19 protein-coding genes and 3 pseudogenes are annotated in these 20520 nt (G+C 43.6%); 9 read left to right on the forward strand and 13 right to left on the reverse strand.

Annotation, left to right across the window (positions count from 1 at the left end; translation table 11 throughout):
* Positions 1-126: pseudogene (locus H3001_RS13815) on the reverse strand (IS256 family transposase); the annotation flags it as partial.
* On the opposite strand from H3001_RS13815, the pseudogene H3001_RS19710 reads away from it, so the two are divergent.
* Positions 125-343 (forward strand): annotated as a pseudogene (locus H3001_RS19710) (transposase); the annotation flags it as partial. The pseudogenes H3001_RS13815 and H3001_RS19710 sit on opposite strands and share 2 nt — an antisense overlap.
* A 125-nt stretch (positions 344-468) precedes the next feature.
* Here H3001_RS19710 and dcm read toward each other — a convergent pair.
* A complete protein-coding gene (dcm, locus tag H3001_RS13820; RefSeq protein ID WP_181215238.1) occupies positions 469-2208 on the reverse strand; it encodes a DNA (cytosine-5-)-methyltransferase in 1740 nt (579 codons plus the stop codon).
* A 5-nt stretch (positions 2209-2213) separates the two neighbouring features.
* Positions 2214-3755, reverse strand: coding sequence for a MutH/Sau3AI family endonuclease (locus H3001_RS13825; RefSeq protein ID WP_181215239.1), 1542 nt, complete (start codon positions 3753-3755; stop codon positions 2214-2216).
* A 384-nt stretch (positions 3756-4139) separates the two neighbouring features.
* Between H3001_RS13825 and H3001_RS13830 the strand changes: the two genes are divergently transcribed.
* Both H3001_RS13830 and H3001_RS13835 read left to right on the forward strand, forming a co-directional pair.
* Positions 4140-4664 (forward strand): PH domain-containing protein, encoded by a 525-nt coding sequence (locus H3001_RS13830; RefSeq protein ID WP_181215240.1) that lies wholly within the window; start codon positions 4140-4142, stop codon positions 4662-4664.
* Between the two features lie 123 nt (positions 4665-4787).
* Positions 4788-5969, forward strand: a complete 1182-nt coding sequence (locus H3001_RS13835) for a DUF418 domain-containing protein (RefSeq protein ID WP_181215241.1) — start codon at positions 4788-4790, stop codon at positions 5967-5969.
* A 161-nt stretch (positions 5970-6130) separates the two neighbouring features.
* Here the strand turns inward: H3001_RS13835 and H3001_RS13840 are convergent, their stop codons facing one another.
* Complete coding sequence (locus H3001_RS13840) at positions 6131-7645, reverse strand: PH domain-containing protein (RefSeq protein WP_181215242.1); 1515 nt, start codon at positions 7643-7645, stop codon at positions 6131-6133.
* On the reverse strand, positions 7632-8147 hold the full coding sequence (locus H3001_RS13845; protein WP_181215243.1) for a PH domain-containing protein: 516 nt from the start codon (positions 8145-8147) through the stop codon (positions 7632-7634). The genes H3001_RS13840 and H3001_RS13845 overlap by 14 nt, the downstream gene beginning before the upstream one ends.
* A 424-nt stretch (positions 8148-8571) precedes the next feature.
* Between H3001_RS13845 and H3001_RS13850 the strand changes: the two genes are divergently transcribed.
* Positions 8572-9270 (forward strand): hypothetical protein, encoded by a 699-nt coding sequence (locus tag H3001_RS13850; RefSeq protein ID WP_181215244.1) that lies wholly within the window; start codon positions 8572-8574, stop codon positions 9268-9270.
* A 98-nt stretch (positions 9271-9368) separates the two neighbouring features.
* A complete protein-coding gene (locus H3001_RS13855) occupies positions 9369-10019 on the forward strand; it encodes a DUF1963 domain-containing protein (RefSeq protein WP_181215245.1) in 651 nt (216 codons plus the stop codon).
* A 434-nt stretch (positions 10020-10453) separates the two neighbouring features.
* On the opposite strand, the gene H3001_RS13860 is transcribed toward H3001_RS13855, so the two are convergent.
* From H3001_RS13860 to H3001_RS13895, 8 genes and pseudogenes are all read right to left on the reverse strand, one after another.
* The gene (locus tag H3001_RS13860) at positions 10454-10912 is read right to left on the reverse strand and encodes an arsenate reductase ArsC (RefSeq protein ID WP_181215246.1); all 459 of its coding nucleotides are present in this window, start codon (positions 10910-10912) and stop codon (positions 10454-10456) included.
* 99 nt (positions 10913-11011) lie between these two features.
* Positions 11012-11980, reverse strand: a complete 969-nt coding sequence (locus H3001_RS13865) for a permease (RefSeq protein WP_181215247.1) — start codon at positions 11978-11980, stop codon at positions 11012-11014.
* Positions 11981-12096: 116 nt separating this feature from the next.
* Positions 12097-12333 (reverse strand): thioredoxin family protein, encoded by a 237-nt coding sequence (locus tag H3001_RS13870; protein WP_181215248.1) that lies wholly within the window; start codon positions 12331-12333, stop codon positions 12097-12099.
* Positions 12334-12395: 62 nt separating this feature from the next.
* Complete coding sequence (locus tag H3001_RS13875; protein WP_181215249.1) at positions 12396-13103, reverse strand: aromatic aminobenezylarsenical efflux permease ArsG family transporter; 708 nt, start codon at positions 13101-13103, stop codon at positions 12396-12398.
* Positions 13104-13165: 62 nt separating this feature from the next.
* Complete coding sequence (locus H3001_RS13880) at positions 13166-13606, reverse strand: nitrophenyl compound nitroreductase subunit ArsF family protein (protein WP_181215250.1); 441 nt, start codon at positions 13604-13606, stop codon at positions 13166-13168.
* 79 nt (positions 13607-13685) lie between these two features.
* Entirely contained in the window at positions 13686-14012 is a 327-nt protein-coding gene (locus tag H3001_RS13885) for an ArsR/SmtB family transcription factor (protein ID WP_181215251.1), read from the reverse strand.
* A 322-nt stretch (positions 14013-14334) separates the two neighbouring features.
* On the reverse strand, positions 14335-16386 hold the full coding sequence (hepC, locus tag H3001_RS13890; RefSeq protein ID WP_181215252.1) for a heparin-sulfate lyase HepC: 2052 nt from the start codon (positions 16384-16386) through the stop codon (positions 14335-14337).
* A gap of 419 nt (positions 16387-16805) precedes the next feature.
* Positions 16806-17087: pseudogene (locus tag H3001_RS13895) on the reverse strand (IS4 family transposase); the annotation flags it as partial.
* Positions 17088-17270: 183 nt separating this feature from the next.
* Here H3001_RS13895 and H3001_RS19635 point away from each other — a divergent pair.
* The 4 genes from H3001_RS19635 to H3001_RS13910 all read left to right on the forward strand — a co-directional run bounded on the left by H3001_RS19635 (position 17271) and on the right by H3001_RS13910 (position 20516).
* Positions 17271-18272 (forward strand): tyrosine-type recombinase/integrase, encoded by a 1002-nt coding sequence (locus H3001_RS19635; RefSeq protein ID WP_262890855.1) that lies wholly within the window; start codon positions 17271-17273, stop codon positions 18270-18272.
* Complete coding sequence (locus H3001_RS19640; protein WP_317170779.1) at positions 18209-18505, forward strand: tyrosine-type recombinase/integrase; 297 nt, start codon at positions 18209-18211, stop codon at positions 18503-18505. The genes H3001_RS19635 and H3001_RS19640 overlap by 64 nt, the downstream gene beginning before the upstream one ends.
* A 264-nt stretch (positions 18506-18769) precedes the next feature.
* Entirely contained in the window at positions 18770-19519 is a 750-nt protein-coding gene (locus tag H3001_RS13905; protein WP_246368602.1) for a tyrosine-type recombinase/integrase, read from the forward strand.
* Positions 19485-20516: a site-specific integrase gene (locus tag H3001_RS13910; protein WP_178265200.1), complete on the forward strand. Its 1032-nt coding sequence runs from the start codon at positions 19485-19487 to the stop codon at positions 20514-20516. Before H3001_RS13905 ends, H3001_RS13910 begins: the two co-directional genes overlap by 35 nt.
* Positions 20517-20520 lie beyond the last annotated feature (4 nt).

Consider the following 20520-nt stretch of genomic DNA (forward strand, 5'->3'; position numbering starts at 1 on the left):
CTTTATGGCCAGTTGCTGTGAGATTGTAGCCCAATTGGCAAGTGGCATAGTCCACTTCTTCCGTATATTGCGGTATGCAAGATAAACCAGTTTCTCAAGGGCTGTATCTGACGGGAACACGCCTTTGGCATTTCACTTTAATGCATCACTTGCATCGATAAACCTCGCCAAGGCTGCCTGTAAGAAGATGGGAATGAAATATTCCATATCATCATGCAAATCAGTCATACACAATGCTTACATGCTTGAACGATTTATTTGCGTGTCTGGGATTGAACCAAACACGCAATTAATTGACAAACTTTTCAAAGAACTCATTTTATTTACTGCCAGAGCCGCTTAGGCTAGGCTAATTTTTAACGAACTATTGTAAAATTATTATTGACAAATATTTCTTCTGCAGGACTTGTTTTCTGCTTACGACATTACATAATAGCTTTTATGCTTCTCCTATACTATGTGTATTTTTTAATATTTGAAAATCCTTCCAAGTAAAGTATCCCGATAAGTCCGAAAGATATTCAAACTAATATGAGTATACTCAGGCAGACTCTCAAGATATTCCAATTCAAAAACAAGACGAGGTTCTGTATCTTTCCCTTCTGGATATACTTCAGCCTTATTGCCAATACGGGCTATCTTTATAAGATAAAGATCACGTATACCTAATCCTTTTATATACGGCATAAAATAATAAAGTTTATTCAATGCTATAGTTGAGGGAAATGATTTAGCCTTACCCGTATAATACAGTTTTGACTGCCCTCCATCAAGAAAGTAATCTTTATTATCATCTTTAACGAAGCCAATCAGAAGATGCTTACTATGGTCAAGTACATAATTCTTCTTTGGCTTATTACATACAAGTGGCAATATTTCTTCACCAAATAAACTAAGCTGCAACTTAGGCTGAGCATCCCGTTTCATTTCTATCGGACGTGTAGAAACCGGCTCCTCATCATAAATAAAACGATACAGAGATTTACCAACAGCCTGCACAATACCACACACGAGAGCATTTCCCATAAGAAATGCCCTGCGACCATCTGTAACTTCCGGATGAAATGTATGATTATCAGGAAACATATTCAAACGCTCCAATTCTATTGGGAGCAAACGGCGATATCTGCCTGAAGGTGTAAGAACCACATGCTTAAAACGAGAAGCTGAAGGTCCTCCTTCCCCCGTAATAATAGTACGGGAAGGACGATTTAAATCATCAGGGAATGACATTCCACCTTCTGAAAAGATATATTTAAACCCTTCCTTTGATATACGTTCAATTTTCTTTGCTCCCTTCTCATATTTCCATCGCGCAAGATCATCGTCAGAAATGAAGAACTCCTCCGGTACAAAATCTTCATCAACCAGATTACCACCAAGAGTCATCAAAGTTCCAGCATAAACCGCATTGGTATCAATAGAATAAACGTGACGATTCTGCATAATTCCTGCGTCACCAAAAGGACTGGCAGCCGTTCCTCGCTGACTTTTATTGAAATTGTCGGATACTTCTTTTATTGTACCTTCTATATCAAATTCAGAAGTGGTATTCTTCTTTGCTTCAAAAGGAAATGCCTTAGCCATTACCCCATCAAACAACACCCAGTCCTGAAGAGCCTCTATCTTGCGATAAATAACAGAATCTTCACGGTAACCGACAATGTATGTTCTTCTTCTTCGCTGGGGCATACCATAATCTGCAGCATTAATAACACGCCATTCTACAGTGTATCCCAAATCAGAAAGTGAGGCAAGGATAATTGCAAAATCACGTCCACGTTGCTTCGCCGGTGAACCTAGAATGCGATCAACGTTTTCAAAAAAAACATAATCAGGACGACTATCCCCTTTTTCGTTTAAAATACGATATATTTGCCACCATAGAACACCTTTTTTACCTTCTATTCCGCCAGATCGGCTAAGAGTTGCAGCGACCGAATAATCTTGACAGGGAAAACCACCAACCAATAAATCATGATTGGGAATTTCCTCTGTCATTACAGTATTGATGTCTTCATTAGAATGTCCTTTAGTACCGAATCGAGCACGATATACAAGAGAAGCATCCTGGTGAACGGTTGAAGGCTCCCACTGGTTATTCCACACCGTTTCATATGCATCTGACGCACCTTCTAACCCGATGCGAAACCCACCTACACCAGCAAATAGCTCTACAACTCGTATGTTATGTTTGATTTTAGCCATATTTTTTACAGATAAGATAATGTTTGAAGTTTATTTGCAATATATGAGCCCTTTAACCAAAAAAATTGTGGCAACATTTTTATTCCATTGACCACCTCAGTTCTGGTTCTATCAGTTGAGACATCAGCTCCACCTCTAAAAAAGACTGCATATTCTGAACTTTTTGGAAAATTAGGAGCCCCCATATATGCTCCACTCTTATTTACTCGCCTGTTTCCTTGGTTATCATACACATATTCCCATTTCAACAGATTTTGATGAATCAGTTTGCGGGAGTCATCCCATGTCCGTTTAACTTCTCTCTCAATAAAATCGTCATCAAAGGCAAAGCGCTTAAACCCTTCAAAAGTTGTTTGAGACGGGTCAACTTTATTATGCTCACAAAAAACAGGGCATAAAAAACTATGTTCACAAAAATAAATGTATAAATCCGACTCCTCAAAATCGAGATTTCTATCAGCCAATTCTTCGAAATTGATGTGTTTAAGTTTCATATCTTCTGTTCTACCGCCTTGAGGAGTTATCGTTATAGTTTTAGCTATAATTCCTGCTTTTATGAAATCTGATATCTGATTAAGTCGATTACAACCAGCATCAAACATTTTCAATACACATTTGGAACCAAAATCCTTTGTTGACATTTCAGCGCTGATAGCAAACAGCTCTTTCATCTGGCGAAAAGTCATTCCTTTATATTTTTCTGTAAGAGCGTGGCAACGGACATCCAATTGGGAGAAACTGGAAAAAGAGTCTTTCAGTTTAACTTCTGTTTCTGCACGGCTCTTGTCAAAATGCCCACGGACAATATAATCTACAAAAGTTTGCTTCAGACGATAACGAGGCTTTTGATAGGAACCCGTTGACTTCTTTTTAAATCCAGGAACAAGTTCAATCAGCATGAGCTTAGGACGAAGTACATGAGTAAAGCCTTGTAGATTCTCATTACGCTCTTCCTGAGTGTGAAAGCGATTATATACATTCTGAAGGTAATCACGGACTATCTCCCAATCATTTCGTAACTTTCCCATTTCTTCATCTGAAAAACTATTGTAACAATAGTCCACAATTGGAAATTTAGAATATTCTGAAGCTGGAACAACGTCATATGATTTATACTCATAAAATATGATTAATAAGTGTTTAGCCTTTTCCCAAAAATGTGAAGTCAGAAAATCATGCTGAATTACAGGTTCAAATGTAACTCCAGTAATACTAATACCTTCTTTAGCATGAAGATAAACATTGTAATCAGCTCCGGTTTTTCCTTTGACATTCTTCAAATCAGATTTTGGAATGCGGACGCCTGTAGTTTTTAATTCCGTAAGCACACCATCAATCTCAATATCACACTCTTGTTTACTGTCACGAGCATATCCGAACACCGATTGTTCTATTACATCTCCAGCAATACCTGTAATTTTCCCATTCTTCTGAGTACGGGCAAACTGGCAGGACTTGTCAACCTCACCTAACGTTTTACCTTTCACCTCTTCAAGAAGGTTATATACAAATTTCTTAGTGTATTTTCTATCGTCCGAGACAGCCATTATAATATCATTAAGCAAGTTTTGTTTGTATCATTGTTTTATTGGAACATCCAATAATAACATGCAAAAATAATGAATTAATACGAAAAATGAAGAGGCGACTCAAGATAGTTAACTTCAAATCGAATTATTTATATACCGGTAAATTCTATAACATTAAAAACACCAGTATCTAAAATATCTTTTATAGCTAAAAATTGATGGATAATCATTTTTTAGCTATTTTTAAAACAGAATTCAGCACAAGGAAGCAACAAGGAAAAACCTTTCACTGGATTCTGTTTTTTTATTTACGGCTTATTTCCAGACGTCTGGACCCTGAATCACTAGGACAGTACAGGCAACCAATAAATAAGCAATTTATTACCCTAAATCTACCCTGACATGACAACCGCCAATCACCTGATAAAGAAAGTACATAAAGAGAAATCCCTGGTGCTTCTCTCTGCCCTTGTCCTGATACTTCTTCTTGGAACCGGGAGTTTGTTGCTGTATACGATCCTTACAGGAAAAATACCCTGCATCCTGGGCTCAGGTATCATAGCCATTATTTTTGTTACCCTGGTCTTTTCTTACGGATATGCTCCATTGTCTATAGAATTATCCGACCGGTCGCTGATACTGCATAGAGGCATCGGGAAAAAAGTAATCCATTATGCGGACATGAAGCACATCGATACGTACATCAGCAAGGAAGCGATGATACGGACCTGCGGGATTGGTGGTCTGTTCGGCTTCACAGGCTGGTATTATACAAAAAAATTAGGCACTTTCTTCTCGTACGTCGGTGACTATTCACAGACGTTTTGCATCGAACTGAAAAACAGAAAGAAATACCTGCTGAGTGGTGAGGACAGGGATTATCTCGTAGCCTTTTTAAAGGAAAAAATATCCGAAGAAAAAGCCTGAAACAATCATTTTTTCCATCACAGCATCATACATTTACCGACAATAAAGAATATTCTCTCGGGGAACGTCCCACCGGAGACTTCTGCAACCTACATGTATATACAGAAAATTAAGACTAAAAAAATGAATCCACAACCCACTAACCGAATCGAAGTAGTAGATGCCCTAAGAGGCATTGCGCTGTTTGCCATTGTAATCGTACACTGTTTTGAACATTATAACCTGTACTATATCCCTAAAGAATATCCGCAATGGCTTACCGCTTTGGATAAAGGAATATGGGATACCACCTGGTTTCTCATGGCCGGAAAGGCATTTTCCACTTTCTCACTCCTATTCGGACTCAGTTTTTACATCCAGTTCAGCAATGCCCGGAAAAGAGGACTCCCGTTTAAGGGCAGATTTGTATGGAGAATGTTTCTCCTGGTGCTGTTCTCACAACTGCATTCCTTGTTCTACAACGGCGACATCCTGCTTCTGTACGCAGTCATGGGAGTCTTCCTGGTCTCCGTTTCCCACCTCTCCACAAAGGCAATACTTATACTTGCCTCGGTGATGATCATACAGCCCATCGAGTGGATAAGGATTGTCTGCAACCTGTGCGACATTCCGTTTCTGGAATACGGCAACCACTGGATGAAGTATGCGGCCCTGGCAAAACCTGTGATGCAATCCGGAAACTTCCTCGAAGTGGTACAGTCCAACATCACTTACGGACAGCTCTATGGCAACCTCTGGCAGATTGAAAACGGACGAATCTTCCAGATTGGCGGACTGTTCCTTTTTGGCATGGCAGCCGGAAGATTGTCTCTCTTTAAAAACACACAGGAATCGCTTTTCTTATGGAAGAAGATATCGTTGTATGCTGCCCTTCTTTTTGTCCCACTCAATACCCTCAGAATGGTCTATCCGGAAATGGCCAAAGGCAATAAGGAAATCCTGATACCGCTCGATATAGCCATTCCCTCCATCTGCAATTTCCTCCTTATGGCACTGCTGGTAGGATGTTTCGTCCTGTTATGGTATGACAAAGGCAACGGATATAAGTTCCAAAGACTTTTCATCTCTTTTGGCAGAATGAGCCTGACCAACTACATCACCCAATCCATTATCGGCATTACCTTGTTTTATGGCTTCGGCTTCCATCTATACCAATACACGGGAGCCACCGCCTGCCTGTTGATTGCCATAGTCATGTTTGCCGCATTGCTGACATTCAGCCACCTGTGGCTTAAAAAGCACCGGCATGGACCGCTGGAATGGATATGGAAAAAACTGACATGGATAAATGCCGGCAAAAACTGAATACGGACTTCATCCGTCAGTACGGATATAAATTCCCTGACAACAACGACCTCCCTGAAAATGAGACTCATTGAATTGTCTTCATGTTCAGGGAGGTTATTATTTTATCCAGTCACAAGGAAAACTCTCCTGATGTCCGAAGAACCGGAAAACCCAACATATTACTTGCAGGTATAGCAATGATACAGAAGCCATTCGTATATTTCATCGGCTTCCTCCTCTTTCAGGCTCCTTACCACAAAGGAAGTTCCGTTGGTGGAAATAAAGAGACTTACTCTATGAAAGTAAGGCGTGAAAGGAGTTGAGACCTTACGTACTACCTCCACATTGCTGTACTTGAAGTAATTCCGGATTTCCGCAAACTTTCCGTTGCAGACCTCCAGGTAATCCTGCCTCAGGGTAATGCGGCTCCGGCGTACGGCAAACAGACCTTTGGCCAATGCAATCAGCAGGTAAACGAAGGGCAATGCCAGCCAGGCATACAGTTCATAATACCACAGGACCCCTCCCGCCAGTAGAACGAAAAGCAGGTCAAAGCGGAGCACATACCCCAGTAAACCGTAACCGGAGCGGGCGGAAATAATCTCCTCGGATGAGGTGTAGTCCTTTCCCAACCACCAGTTCAGAAAATTTTCGCCATAATTGGAACCGTAAATTTTCACATCGGCACCCAACTTCTCATCCGTGGCATTCAATGCCTGCTTCAACATAATCGTACATCCATTCATCCACTGCTCCAAGAAATTGCGTTTGATATAGACGGTACAAATCTTGTCGTAAGAAAACCGGCTGCTGTTGCGCGAGATCAGTCCACTTTCAAAGAAAAGCTGTCTGTCATTTATCTGGATATTCATGTTGGAATAGCGCAGGAAAATTTTCCCCGTCCACAGTACCAGTACCACCACATACAGACCGACAATCACTGCCAGAACGGCAGACAAGGAAAAAGAAGTTGCACTTGCCTGCTCATCCACGTAATCGATGACATATTTGGCAGCCTGCTCGTTGACCGATGTAAATTGATCATACAGTGTACCCAGAATACCCAGCAAAATCACCATCCCCTTCAGGTGATTCTGGCATAAGGCTCCCTTCAGCAGATTAAGGTTGCTGACCTTCAGCGACAGGTCACAACGGCCGGACGCAGTGGCCGAAACCTCTTCCAGTACCGGAGTCTCCGCCTCTGCAACCTCTTCCCTGTCCTTCTGCTGTACCTCCATCCGGTTCAAGAGTTCATTCCAGTCTCTGTCATCCAGAATAAGTTCTATTTCCTTCGCCTTCGAAGCCAGTGTGTCAAACGACACTCCCGTCATATCAAACAACCGGTACATAAATCCCCGCTTTGTCCGCAGCGACTGAATTTTATCCAAAGGAATGCTGGTCCTTTCCTTCCGGAATACCCCGTGCAGGAAAATCAGGTTGCCCTCTTCCACGTAATATTTCCTGAAATAATAATTGAGAAAGGCCCAAACGACCGAAACCAGCAGACACAGGCCCAACAGAACCAGAATCATCCATACGGTTTTCCATAATGAATTTTCTTCAAATGCATTGAAAATCCTTACGACGACAAGTGCAAGGAACACATTTGCCAATTCCGACAAACCTCTCACCCAGAATATCACCAGTGCACTTTTGCTCATGCGCCGAGGTACAGAAAAATCATTTGTTTTCATTTCTGATACTTTCTATGATAAATGCTTTAATCTCATTGGCCTTCTCTTCGGTAAGTCCCGGAATGCTGGTTTCCGACAGCAGTTGGGCACCGTTTACGATATCGATTTCATAAAGTCCGCACATCCGTGTAAGGGGATTCTGACTGATGCTTACCTGCTGGATCTTGCAGAAAGGAAGGGTAATTACTGAAGGAAAAAGCAGGCCCGACCGGTAGGTAATGTCATGCTCGCGGATAGCAAAGCCCTTTTTGGCAAAAGCCTTCGGCAAAAGGAAAAGATTGATAATGAATGCCACCAGCAATACGCCTTCAATACAGACTATAGCGGTGTAACGTCCACTGAAATTTTCTGCCAGCAGCAGAAAAAGTGCCAGTCCCATGAGAAGAAGATAAGAAAATATGGTTTTTACCATCAGCACCTTCAAGTAAGCCTTTTCCAAAGGAGTATAAGAGAGATTTTCAACTCTGTCAATGTCTGCAGAGGTTAACTGTTTGTTTGTCATGTTATTATAATTGATTATCATTCGATTTTTCACTTTGAGCCATTTGCAAATCCCGGGTTAGTCTGTCAACTGCCAATCAAGAGAATGTACTGCACAACCGTCCCATTGCATTTCATGAATTCTCCTAGCGGTTTCGTATCATTTTCTTTCACACTCGCTTCATTTCCAGTTTCCAACAATCCCCGATACAAACATACTCACTTCACAATCACTTCATATCCGCAAAAGTAATGATTAAATTGAAACCGTGTTCCTGAGAGGATATTTTTATGCAGATTCCCCCTTCCGCTAGCTGTTTTTTCCTGGGAACCGTTGTTTTCTCCCACAAATGATACTCGTAACTTCAAAATAAAATTTGAGATTCAGCCGTACGCATGAATTAATTTATATCTTTGCTTCTATCGAGTTAAAAAACAATACGACTATGAAAGCCTTGCAATCCAGCCTCAATACAGCGTCCATAATCCTTCTTACCGTACTGATGGCTGCCTGTACGATGTCTGAGAAAAATGACGAAACAGAAATTTCCACCAGGCAGACAAAAGCCGAAACACTGCTGCATGAAGCCGACAGCCTCCTCCATGCCGACTCACTGTTCTGGGCCCGGGCCGTTACTTCCCGGCAGCCTCACACGGCAATACACGACCGACTGATCCTGCAAAAACTTGACAGTGCCATACTGCTTAGCCCCGACTGTCCCCAAGGATACCTGCAAAAATACATGTACCTGATTGCCTGCCGCAAATCTGCAGCCTTGCTTCCCCTGCTTCAACAGATGGACCAGCAGTGCGATTCACTACAGGGTGACTTTCTCTGCCTGAAGGGACTTCTGGAATTTCATCAGGGAGACTCCCTGCACGGAATGGGAAGTTTTCAGCGTGCCGACCGGGCCTTTCAACGGCAAATCAGTCAATGCAGTCCCAACGACTCCTTGTTGTACGGTTCTTTACGACTTTCCAAGGCATTGAATCTTTCGTTGATGAAAAACGATTTTACCTGCTTTCAGGCGGAGTTGGAACTTTTCCAGAAAATACATCCTCAAACTGATACTCAAAATCTGAATGACATACTGCCGTTCAAAAGCCGGGAAGATTATTACCGGCAGTTGTTTCCTGAAAACTGACTATAGGCCTTATCCACTTTCGGCAGCACGTAGACAGGCTCCCAACTGTATTTTAATTTATTCATTACTGACCTCAAACCTTAAACTCCATACCCCTGATGACAGCACCCGTTCACCTTATCCTTACCGCATCCGAAGAAAAACTCTCCCCCAGGCAGTCGCATTTCTGGGGAAATCCCGGTCTGCCCAGCGGCGTTCCCTATCCCACATACACGGATGACGAGGGAAAGACACACCCCTACGTATTCGTCTGCCAGTTCAACCTGAAGGACCTCGCTCCCTACGATACGGACCACTTGCTGCCCGGTAAAGGTCTGTTATCCTTTTTTGCAAAAATCGACAATTACCTGGGATATGATTTTGACAGTTATTATATCGGCGGCACCATCAGTGAGGAGGATGCAGTAAAGATCCTTTATTTTCCCGATTGCGATGACCTGGAAGAAAGTGAGTTCGCGGGAGAGGAAGACGCACCTTATGTACCTGAAGAACAAGCAGTCCGTTTCTCACCTACCGCTTCCCCGTTGTCTGATGAGCACATTCTTTTTGCTCCTCCTACTCACTGCCCGTGGGAAACCTGGGATGCTCCCTGCGAAGACTGGTCCATTCTGCTGCAGGTCGACTCGTGCAGCGGTGACGACTTTGAACTGAATTTTATGGATACCGGGGTACTGGAATTTCTGATTGCCCCTTCCGACCTGAAGGAGCAACGTTTCGACCGCGTACGGGCAATTGTCCTGTCTTCATGAAACTATGTTCTTGTTGTCTTTCAGTTACTTGAATAACAGAGTACCCGGACAAAAATTCCGCATCGCACTACGGCCTGTTTTTACACCCATCTTTTTCAGTAACTTGATTTTCCTTGTGGATTTATTAATCCACGACGCTGATTAATAAATCCACAGGGGAAATCATTGGATTACCAGCGAGGTTTGATAAATATTTCAGGAAAGAAACAAAAAAACAATCTTTACGGTAGAAGTTTTCTTGTCGGTGTCTTCGATTATATATACTTAACGAGACACTCCCTTTCTTCCAAACACTTCCCCCTGCTCAATCTCTTTCTCGTATGAATCAGTTTTTCTTTGCTTCATTTACTGACAACAAGCAAAAAACAACAGCCACCGCCCGACAGTAAGATACCGTCAGGCCGGTGGCTGTCATTCTCCACACACAAATAAAATCATTTGCAACTGCCGCTACAAGTACACTTGGGCAATTCCTGCTTCTTGATCTCTGTCAGATAGAAACGGGCAAAAGCGTTCTTGATTTCATCACGCACACGGCGGAATTCCGCATCGATGAACTCCGGAGTTTCGGTCGCATGCGAAGGATCGTCGAAACCGATATGAAGACGCTTTCCCACCTTTCCGGTGAAAGCCGGGCAACTCTCGTTGGCTCCTCCGCACACGGTGATTACATAATCCCATTCCTGGTCAAGGTAAGTATTTACATGAGTCGGGACATGCGAACTGATGTCTATCCCTGCTTCCTTCATGACTTCTACTGCCTTCGCGTTCACCTGCGGGGCAGGCTGGGTTCCTCCCGAGCAGACTTCAAGAGTTTCATCGAACGACTGCAAAAAGCCGTGTGCCATCTGGCTGCGGCAACTGTTTCCTGTACAAAGTATCAATACTCTCATTCTATTTCCATGTTTTACAGTGAATATACGTTTTTCTACTTTTACTGTATCCGGTCATCCGGAATACCCGCCACAAGGGCGTCTCCTTCTGCCGGATTATTACAGCAGATAATTGAACAAATATCCCGACAAGATGATGAAAAAAGCCACCGTACCGAAGAAAATACCGATCAGCTTCCATGTCATCACCTTCTTGAGCAAGGTTGCCTCCGGCAGAGAAAGTCCCACTACCGCCATCATGAACGCAATGGCAGTCCCCATGGGTACCCCCTTCGCCACAAATACCTCAATGACCGGCACGATACCGGCCGCATTGGCATACATCGGCACGGCAAGCACCACCGACAAAGGTACTGCATACCAGTTGTCTTTCGACATATACTGCTCAAAAAATCCTTCCGGAACGAAACCGTGCATGAAGGCTCCGATACCGATACCTACCAGAATGTACACCAGTACCCCGCTGACGATACCCCATGCATAGCGGACGATGGCAGGCAAACGCTGGATGAAAGGAGTATGCTCCTTCTCCCATTCCCCCGCCTGAGCCGATGAACTCGCCTGAATCTGCTTCACCCAGTCGCTCAGGTAAGGCGACAGGTTCATGCGCCCAAGCACAAAACCACCGATGACTCCCAGCAGTATGCCGCTCACGACATAAATCAGGGTAACCTTCCATCCGAAAGATCCCAGAAACATGGCTACGGCCACTTCATTCACCAGCGGAGAAGTAATCAGAAAGGCAAAAGTAACTCCCAGAGGGATTCCTCCCTTCACAAAACCGATGAACAACGGTATCGAAGAGCACGAACAGAACGGAGTGATGGCTCCAAACACCGAGGCCAGCAGGTATTGCAATCCGTACATCTTGTGTGTAACCAGGTATTGCCTCAACCGCTCTATCGGAAAATAAGCATTGATGATTCCCATCACTACGCTGATCACGAACAGCAGAATAAGAATCTTGATGGTATCGTAAAAGAAAAAATTGACGGCTACTCCCAGCGACGTATCGGCACCCAGTCCGAATAATCCGTACACCAGCCAGTCTGCAAAATCCTGTATCATAATCTATTTAATTTAATTCGTTTAATTACGAACAATAAAGTCCGAAGAAAGGCGGCAGACTTCCGTCACGGATACACTGCCGCCAAGGTTCATTGATTCTGTTTTATTGATTCTGTTTATGAGATTCCTAAAAGTATTTTCACGTCATTCTCAGACGGAACCTGTCCCTTCATCTTCACTACCTCATCCACCACTACGGCAGGAGTAGTCAGGATGTTATAACTCATCATTTCCATGATGTCGTCTACCTTGGTCAGCTTCACATCCAGATAATTTTCCTTAATTACTTTTTCAATCACGTTGTAGGTGGTCTTGCATTTCGCACAACCCGGTCCTAATACTTTAATTTCCATATACCTGTTCCTTTAATTGATGATTATACAATATCTTGTGTCTTCTGCCGGATGGTCTTTGCTCATACATACATCATCCAGCAGTAATAGATTCCTGTCAGTATGAAAACCCCACCGACAAGGAGGTTCATCCAACGCTGCAGGACTTGCATCCTGCCATATAAACGACCTATCTGCTGCACACTGAAAGCCAGTACCCAGGCTACCACCAGCACCGGAAGAGAGGTGGCAACGGCAAATACGACAGGCAACAGATAACCGGCAGGGACAGTTGCCGACAAGGGAATCAGCATTCCAAAATAAAAGACTCCACTCGTAGGACAGAATGCCAAAGCAAACAGAATGCCTATCAGCAGGGCGCCCCAACCTCCTTTCTTCACAAGTCCTTCGGCATTTCCATTAAATCCGAACTTCGGCAGGTTCAGCCTGTCGGCAAACAGCATGAAAAGTCCGATTGCCACCAGCAACGGTCCCAGTACAAATTCTCCCCATACACCGACCGTCTGCTGTATGCCGAACATACTGGCGCCTCCTTTCAATACCATGATCAGTATCACTCCCAGCAAGGTATACGAGAGTACCCTTCCCAAGGTATACAGCAACCCATTGAGAAAAATCCGTTTCCGGTCTTCAATGTCCTTCCCTATAAAACCGATGGCTGCAATGTGAGTTGCCAGCGGACAGGGAGAAAGGGCAGTCAGCAATCCAAGCAGGAAGGCTGTCAGCACGGGTGTCGAGCTGTTGTCCAGCCAAGTCTGTAACCAATCCATAGCGGTCCGTTTTTATTCTGTTTTTCTTTTCGTTCAGTAATTTATTTCATTCAGCATTTACCTTATTTCAGCATGTCACTCACGGTTTTCACCACCTCGTCCTTGAAGTGTTCCGGCGACTTGCGTGCCTGGGCAAAAGCAAATTCGGTCAGGTTTTTACGCGTCTCTTTTCCATCCTTATACTTCACGACGAACAAGGCCGACCACGTAACCTCATATTTTTCAGCAAGTTGTTCGTTTTCTTTCTGAGTGATATCAATTACTCTAAATACCACTTTCCCTTCGGATACCTGAGGGGAGAAATGAGTTTCGACAGCTGCCCTGGCATTCTCTTCAATGGCCATGCAGGTAGCACAACGCCGCTTTCCGTGGAAATACAAGACTTCCACACGGTCGCCCACCGTCACTTCCTGCGGATTCTGCGTGGCTGCTTCTTGCTTCGCATTCGTCTGGCAGGAAAGGAGGGCAAAACATGCAATGAGTAAGAATAAAATTTTTTTCATCTTGCCGTATTATATAAATAATGTTCCAATTATTATTAGTAATTCGCAAAACAACGAACATATATCTCAAAAAAAGAGTTTACTTACAGCAACTCTCTTTTTTACATACCGTTTGCCCGAAGAAACCTGCAAACATCCTTTTCGCTGCCTCCCAGTTTTCCTTGTTGATACAGTATTTTACTTTCGGAGCTTCAATCTCCCCCTGAATGAGTCCGGCTTCTTTCAATTCCTTCAGATGCTGCGACACCGTAGCCTTGGCTATGGGCAGTTCTTCATGAATGTCACCGAAAAAACAACTCTCCTGGGAAGCCAGAAACTGAAGTATGGCAATACGTGCCGGATGCCCCATCGCCTTGGCGAATCGGGCTATCTTCTCCTGTTCTTCGGAATACTTCTTTTCCATCATTTTCTCTGCTTGTATTTTATTTTTCGCAAAATTACGAATAATATTTTCACAGACAAATAATCGCTGCATAATTTTTTATGCCAATCATTATGATGACACAAAAACCGATCCAATGACTTCCTTAATCCATCTCGAAATACGAAGGAATGATTATGAACTCAGACCGATTCAGCCATCTCCGGCCATCGGGTATTCTCCAAGAAATTAAAACAAAAAAATCTGCAACTTTTTCTCTATATAGTCCCTTCTCCTGATTGAAAGCAAGGACAGTAAAAGAAAAAGTTGCAGAAACCATTATATTAACCGCAGGCGAATACCCGGATTACAGTTTACATTCCAACTGATATTTTTTACCGGCAACCGTCACCTCTACGGCTATTTTATCAGCGGTATACGGTTCAGTAAATTGGGCAGCCACATCCACCAGTTTCTTATCGATTGGGAGCAGCACCGTGATAAAACGAGCAGTCTTGTCCGAGGTTTTCTGGATATTGACTTCATACGATTTCCGTTCTTTGGTGACATGAATGTTCTCCGATACCTTTCCCATAAAGCCTTTGGCAGTAATCGGACTGTCAGAGAATGTACGGTACATCATATTATTGCCGTCGGCAAAAGCAGTATGAGCACCACACTGGTCCAAATCGTATACCACTTCAGATTCCGTTCCTTCGCACAAATGGAAGTTCACACTCACCTTGCCGGAAGCAGTACCCACTCCTTCATCCACAATGACAAAGAATTTTCTATCGACATGGAAAATGGCCCGACGATGGTTCAAGGTCGGATAACTCTGATTCGAAGTCACCACCACAGCCGTATTCCCCTTCAGTTCTTCCATCTTTAAGAAGGTTCCATTGCGGTCGGCATCCTTGATCGGTTTATCATCCAAAGTAAGGGTATTATGTTGCTTGGCACTCCGGTACCACTCACGGGTAGCCCCATTATCGTAGGTATAACATCCTGAATCGGGGAAGAAGCGACGGCCGTTCCTGTAAATAGAGAAAGTCCCGTTGTCCCCCTGATTATGCCAGGCTGCAGTCGGATTATTGGTATGAATCAGCATGGTGGAAGACTTGTCCCAGCCGTCACGCAAGACATAGTAACCCGATGAAGTAAATGCCTGAGTCAGATGCGTCGGTTTCACCCCGGATTTGCCGGAAGTAGCCACCCACTGCATCTCCTTGTTATCCGGAAACATCCGTACGTACTTGTTCAGGTTTTTCACGATGGTACTCTTCGTCCACGTACGGCGGGTATCATTGAACGCCTCCAGCGTATAGTCCGGATACATCAGATTCATCAGTAAACTGGTTGACTTACGCATGGACTCCAGATACAAAGCCGGCAAGATGTCTTCACAATGATTGGCCTGGACCAAAACCACCACATCATAAAAATTGGCTACCGTACCGATGTGGTAACTCAAGTCGACCTCCCACAACATTCCATCGGGCAGAAACTGTCTCTTCATTTCGTCCGAAAGACGCTGGGTAGCATCTGCAGTCCATTCCTTCGATTTCTTAAATTCAGGGAAGAGGATTCCCGCCTTTTCTACCGTAACTTCCTGAGCGATTGTAATGTTATTTGTCTTTCCTCCTGACGAATAGTAGTTTCTGCGGATATGTTCCGTCTGTTCATCAAGCCCCACCAAAAAGGCCGACAACCATTCGGGAGAAAAGTTAGCCGACTGGATACTGTAGAAGAACATGTCCATAGCACCAGAAAGACGTTCGCAGACCGGAAGAGGACCATAGGAGCCGTACATACCTTCACTCTTTCCTTCCGGCACTGCATATTGACGGAGGAAGTCTCCATATACCCGGATCCAGGACTTTACATAATCCTCATTTTTCGTTACATAATAAGCCTTTCCCTGCGAAACGACCCAGTGCATGCGAAACAGCTGACTGCGGAATTCCCCCTCTTTACTGGGCTGGTACGACCAGTCAATCTGTCCGTCTTCCTTCACTGGGAAACGGTAAGACTCACCGTTTTTATCCGTATAATTCTTGATATAGAATTTTAATTCCAAAGCATCATCCGCTTTTTTAGCATCTCCCTTACTTAAGGTCTTCGGATAATCCATCAAAGGATTCACGATACCGTTGCGCGAACGGTAATACTTCAACAGCTCCTGAAGTGCAGCATTTACATCTCCTTCTTCATAACGCTCTTTGACCTTTTCCAGTCCCGGATAATCCAGGTTCAAGGATTCAAAAACCTTCCGTTTGAGGTTCTCTGCCTGAGCTCCCTCTCCACCGGGAGTTATTTCAATTTTGTTCCATTCGCTTGCCTCAGCCGTGCAGTTGGTAGACACAAGCGAAAACAATAAAAGTGATAATTTCAATAAACGCAATTTCCGTACATTCATAAATAATAAGATTTAAAACTTTTGAGGTTAATCATTTCCTACAAAAGTATCCAAAAACCACGCATCAGTGAATTAAATATGTGTTTTCTGATAACAAAAAAGCCAGGTTCCCCAATAATCTTTTTCATTATTGTTCATACAATTTCAATTTTGTCCAATATGCCCTCATCCGCAATAAAAAGACCGATTTTACTGAATCTTGTTGAACCCATCTCCGATTCATCGCTACCTCATGCGGCGATGCAGTATCTTCCAGGCAAATTTTTACAGCCATATCGGCTTGCGATGAGACATACACAACTCCCCAAAGTGACAGATATGAAATTATTGCTGTCCGATAAAATCGATTTAAAATAAAAAATGCCGCTCGGCCATTGTATATTCAATGGTCGAGTCTTATTTTGTTATTCCAAGCCCCATCAAAAAATAGACAGTTGATAATCTTCTTTCTGATTCACGTCCAGAAGCGTTTCCCAATCCTTTTCCGGATGGTTGAAAAGGCTGTAGAAATCCACATAATACATAAGTGTAATCCTCATCATGGTTGCAAGGCCTGAGAAGCTCCATGAACGAGTCAGTCCTTTTTTCATTACCATAAGCAGCAGATTGGCTATAAGTGTCACCCAGATCTGTATTTTAATCGCATTTGCACTTTCCCCATAAAAGTATTTCAAGGGAAAATTCTGTTTTATCTGCTTGAAGAACTTATGTGAAGCTTCTCATAAGCTTTTTTATGAGAAGTATATCATTATGCAAAGTTATGTGGTCGGTATTCATTCTAACAAGCAGATTGTATGAACTTTATATTGTTTAATGCACATAAATACTTCTCATAACATTATATTAAATGAGGGCATAAGCCCAGTAATTTAATATCAATAGTTATGAAGGAACAAGAAATCCAAACCCTGATTGGACAATGCATTGCTTTCTTTCAAGAGAACAATTACTCGCGAAACCGTATAGGCGTGTACAAGACACTCTGGAAACGCGGCATTGTCCCGTTCATGGAGGCCCAAGGCCTCAAAATGTACAAAACAAGCGTAGGCGCAATGTTCATTGAGACTTGTCACCACAACGGCACCGTCCGTCCGCAGGAAAGAGAGAAAATTCGAAGTATTCAAGTGCTAGATGATATGCTGCAGACTGGCCATATCCGGAAGCGTTGTTTCACTCCCATTTATCATCGCCTAGATGGTGAACTTGGTCGAGATATGGAGAAATTGATACAACATCTCACCAATCTACGTCGCAGCAAAACGACCATCGGCGACTACCGCCTTTACCTGAGTGAATTTCTGCATCATCTTGAAACGGAGGGTATCCGTCATAAAGAGGACATTGTTGAAAAGCATATCGTGTCCTTTGTTCTTGCACATCCAACCAACAAGGTGAATATTGTATCTGTGTTGCGGGTATTGTTCCGGTTCTGGAAGGAGGAAAGTCTTCTAGACCGAGACTTCAGTCAGTTCTTCGAATCGTTCCGTGTCAAGCATCCTGAAAGGGTTCCGTCCTTCTTCACCAAAGAAGAAGTGTTGAAAATCGAGAACTCAATACCCCGTAGCAGTGCTGTTGGTAAAAGGAACTATGCAATGACGCTCCTTGCTTCGCGGTTAGGTCTTCGGGCGTCTGACATCGCTAACCTTAAGTTCCATGAGATTGACTGGGATAACAACCTAATAACGCTCACGATGCAGAAAACTCAAAAAGTTATACAACTACCACTTTTAACTGAGGTTGGTACGCCATTGTTGATTATCTCAAGAATGCTCGCCCCAAATCAACTCTGTGCCAGGTATTCCTTTCAAGCCGTGCACCATTTGTGGGAGCAACAAAAGCATGTGTATGTGCCGCCATCAATGAAATCATCGTCAAGTCCGGTGTAGATGTTCACCTTAAACACCACGGGCCGCACTCGCTTCGTCATTCTCTGGCCAGTGCCATGCTGCACGAGGAAACTACACTACCGGTTATATCGGAATCCCTTGGACACCGACAAACAAATACGACCATGGTATACTTAAAAATCGACATCTCGTTACTTATGAAGTGTGCATTGCCAGTGCCTTCTGTCACGGATGGGTTCTACTTGCAGAGAGGAGGAGCGTTCTATGAGTAAAAGGTTCAACTATAGAAGTATCCTGGCTCCCTATATGAGAAGCCTTCTTGAGGTAAAGGCCTCCGCTGGTATCAGAGCTCTCCGTATGAAGTGGATACTGAAGGAGTTCGATGACTTTGCCCTGTCTGAGAATATTACTGATCCGCATATTACGTCTGGTTTTATTTTAAAATGGCGCAAGACAAGAGGTGCAGACTGCAATCGTACCATCTATGCAAAGTACTCTGTTTGGCGTCAGCTGACAACATTGATGAGCAGAAGAGGATGTCTCTGTTATATACCAAACTGCCTAAGCAACCACAACTGGACTTTACGCCGTACATCTTCACGGAATCACAAATTGCCGACATCTTTGCAGCCTGTGATGCATATCGTCTATATGATGTTCGTATGGGAACGGCTCTTTTCTCCATGCCAGCTCTACTAAGGATGCTCTATGGAACTGGAGCTCGCGTCTCCGAAGCATTGTCTGTGATTAATGAGGATGTACATCTTGAGGATGGGTACATCCATCTAAGGAAAACTAAGAATGGGACAGAACGCATTGTTCCTATTAGCGAATCTTTGCGCTGTGTCATTTCAGAATACATAACGTACCGAAATCGTATGCCCATTGCCGGAATCTCTGCGCCTGACCATCCTTTTTTTGTTAAGGGGGATGGAACCTCATTCCATGCTAATGCAGTATATCAGTTCTTCCGCAAAATGCTTGACCGATGTGGAATCCCATTCAAAGGGAATCATTGTGGTCCCCGAGTACACGACCTAAGACATACCTATGCTGTTCACAGCTTGGTTCAGATGGATCATAATGGTGTTGACTTATATACTGGTCTGCCCATACTATCTGCCTGTCTGGGGCACCATTCGCTGTCGGCAACGGAGCGGTATGTTCGCCTAACCTGCGCGATGTATCCAGATATGGAACAGAGGTGCTCTCCAATAAATGCTTTTGTTTACCCAAAACTCTGCAAGGCTTATGACGACAGCGACAGATTTTGCAAAACAACTTAGCCGGTTCCTGTCTGAGTATCTGCCCCATGAACGTAACGTTAGCCCCAACACCTTGTCTGCTTATAGAGATGCCTTTGTCCAATATATCGACTTCATGCACACCCAAAAGGGTATTGCAGTTGAGAGACTGTGTCTCAAGCATCTTACACGACAAAACGTTCTTGGGTACCTTAATTGGATACTTGATGAGAGGCACTGCTCTCCAGCCACAAGGAACTACCGGCTGGCTGCCATCCATGCGTTTGTAGACTTCCTGCAGTACAATATCATTGAGCAGTCCGAAGAATGGCAGAAGATATTGTCAATAAAGGCTATGAGAACTGAGAAGAAAGCCTTGAACTACCTCTCTCCAGAAGGTGTCCGCCTGCTTCTCCAGCAGCCTGATATTACAACTTGGCAGGGGCGTAGACATCTAGCTATTCTTTCACTGATGTACGACACAGGCGCAAGAGTGCAGGAGATTGCAGATCTGACTGTTGACTGTGTTCGCATTGATAGTGAGCCTTACACGATAAGGATCTTAGGGAAGGGTCGCAAAGCAAGGATTGTTCCAATGGTGAAAGAGCAAGTGAATCACCTGAAGCAGTATATGGAGGAGAACCATCTTGACAGCAGTAATATGTTCGGAACTCCGCTATTCTTCAACAATAGGCATGAGAAATTGACTCGGGAAGGTATAGCATACGTCCTCAAGATTTACGCAAATATGGCTCGAAAGGTCAATCCGTCTCTTATTCCAGACAGGCTTAGTTGTCATAGCATCCGACACAGCAAGGCCATGCACTTGTTGCAATCTGGAGTCAACCTCGTCTATATCAGAGATATACTAGGCCATGTATCAATACAAACAACAGATACCTATGCAAGGGCAGATTCAAAAGCCAAGCGTGAAGCCTTAGAGAAAGCCTATATGGAGCTCAACCCGGAGATAAAGTCTGACCGTGCTTGGGAACGTGATAAGAATCTCCGTGAATGGCTGAAAGGATTCAACCATTGATATC

The sequence above is a fragment of the Phocaeicola faecicola genome, assembly GCF_013618865.1.
GTDB classification, from domain to species: domain Bacteria; phylum Bacteroidota; class Bacteroidia; order Bacteroidales; family Bacteroidaceae; genus Phocaeicola; species Phocaeicola faecicola.

Bases quoted from the DNA above. Each gene is read 5' to 3' on its own strand.
- dcm (WP_181215238.1), bottom strand. From the start codon at position 2,208: ATGGCTAAAATCAAACATAACATACGAGTTGTAGAGCTATTTGCTGGT.
- H3001_RS13825 (WP_181215239.1), bottom strand. From the start codon at position 3,755: ATGGCTGTCTCGGACGATAGAAAATACACTAAGAAATTTGTATATAAC.
- H3001_RS13830 (WP_181215240.1), top strand. From the start codon at position 4,140: ATGACAACCGCCAATCACCTGATAAAGAAAGTACATAAAGAGAAATCC.
- H3001_RS13835 (WP_181215241.1), top strand. From the start codon at position 4,788: ATGAATCCACAACCCACTAACCGAATCGAAGTAGTAGATGCCCTAAGA.
- H3001_RS13840 (WP_181215242.1), bottom strand. From the start codon at position 7,645: ATGAAAACAAATGATTTTTCTGTACCTCGGCGCATGAGCAAAAGTGCA.
- H3001_RS13845 (WP_181215243.1), bottom strand. From the start codon at position 8,147: ATGACAAACAAACAGTTAACCTCTGCAGACATTGACAGAGTTGAAAAT.
- H3001_RS13850 (WP_181215244.1), top strand. From the start codon at position 8,572: ATGAAAGCCTTGCAATCCAGCCTCAATACAGCGTCCATAATCCTTCTT.
- H3001_RS13855 (WP_181215245.1), top strand. From the start codon at position 9,369: ATGACAGCACCCGTTCACCTTATCCTTACCGCATCCGAAGAAAAACTC.
- H3001_RS13860 (WP_181215246.1), bottom strand. From the start codon at position 10,912: ATGAGAGTATTGATACTTTGTACAGGAAACAGTTGCCGCAGCCAGATG.
- H3001_RS13865 (WP_181215247.1), bottom strand. From the start codon at position 11,980: ATGATACAGGATTTTGCAGACTGGCTGGTGTACGGATTATTCGGACTG.
- H3001_RS13870 (WP_181215248.1), bottom strand. From the start codon at position 12,333: ATGGAAATTAAAGTATTAGGACCGGGTTGTGCGAAATGCAAGACCACC.
- H3001_RS13875 (WP_181215249.1), bottom strand. From the start codon at position 13,103: ATGGATTGGTTACAGACTTGGCTGGACAACAGCTCGACACCCGTGCTG.
- H3001_RS13880 (WP_181215250.1), bottom strand. From the start codon at position 13,606: ATGAAAAAAATTTTATTCTTACTCATTGCATGTTTTGCCCTCCTTTCC.
- H3001_RS13885 (WP_181215251.1), bottom strand. From the start codon at position 14,012: ATGATGGAAAAGAAGTATTCCGAAGAACAGGAGAAGATAGCCCGATTC.
- hepC (WP_181215252.1), bottom strand. From the start codon at position 16,386: ATGAATGTACGGAAATTGCGTTTATTGAAATTATCACTTTTATTGTTT.
- H3001_RS19635 (WP_262890855.1), top strand. From the start codon at position 17,271: ATGAAGGAACAAGAAATCCAAACCCTGATTGGACAATGCATTGCTTTC.
- H3001_RS13905 (WP_246368602.1), top strand. From the start codon at position 18,770: ATGTCTCTGTTATATACCAAACTGCCTAAGCAACCACAACTGGACTTT.
- H3001_RS13910 (WP_178265200.1), top strand. From the start codon at position 19,485: ATGACGACAGCGACAGATTTTGCAAAACAACTTAGCCGGTTCCTGTCT.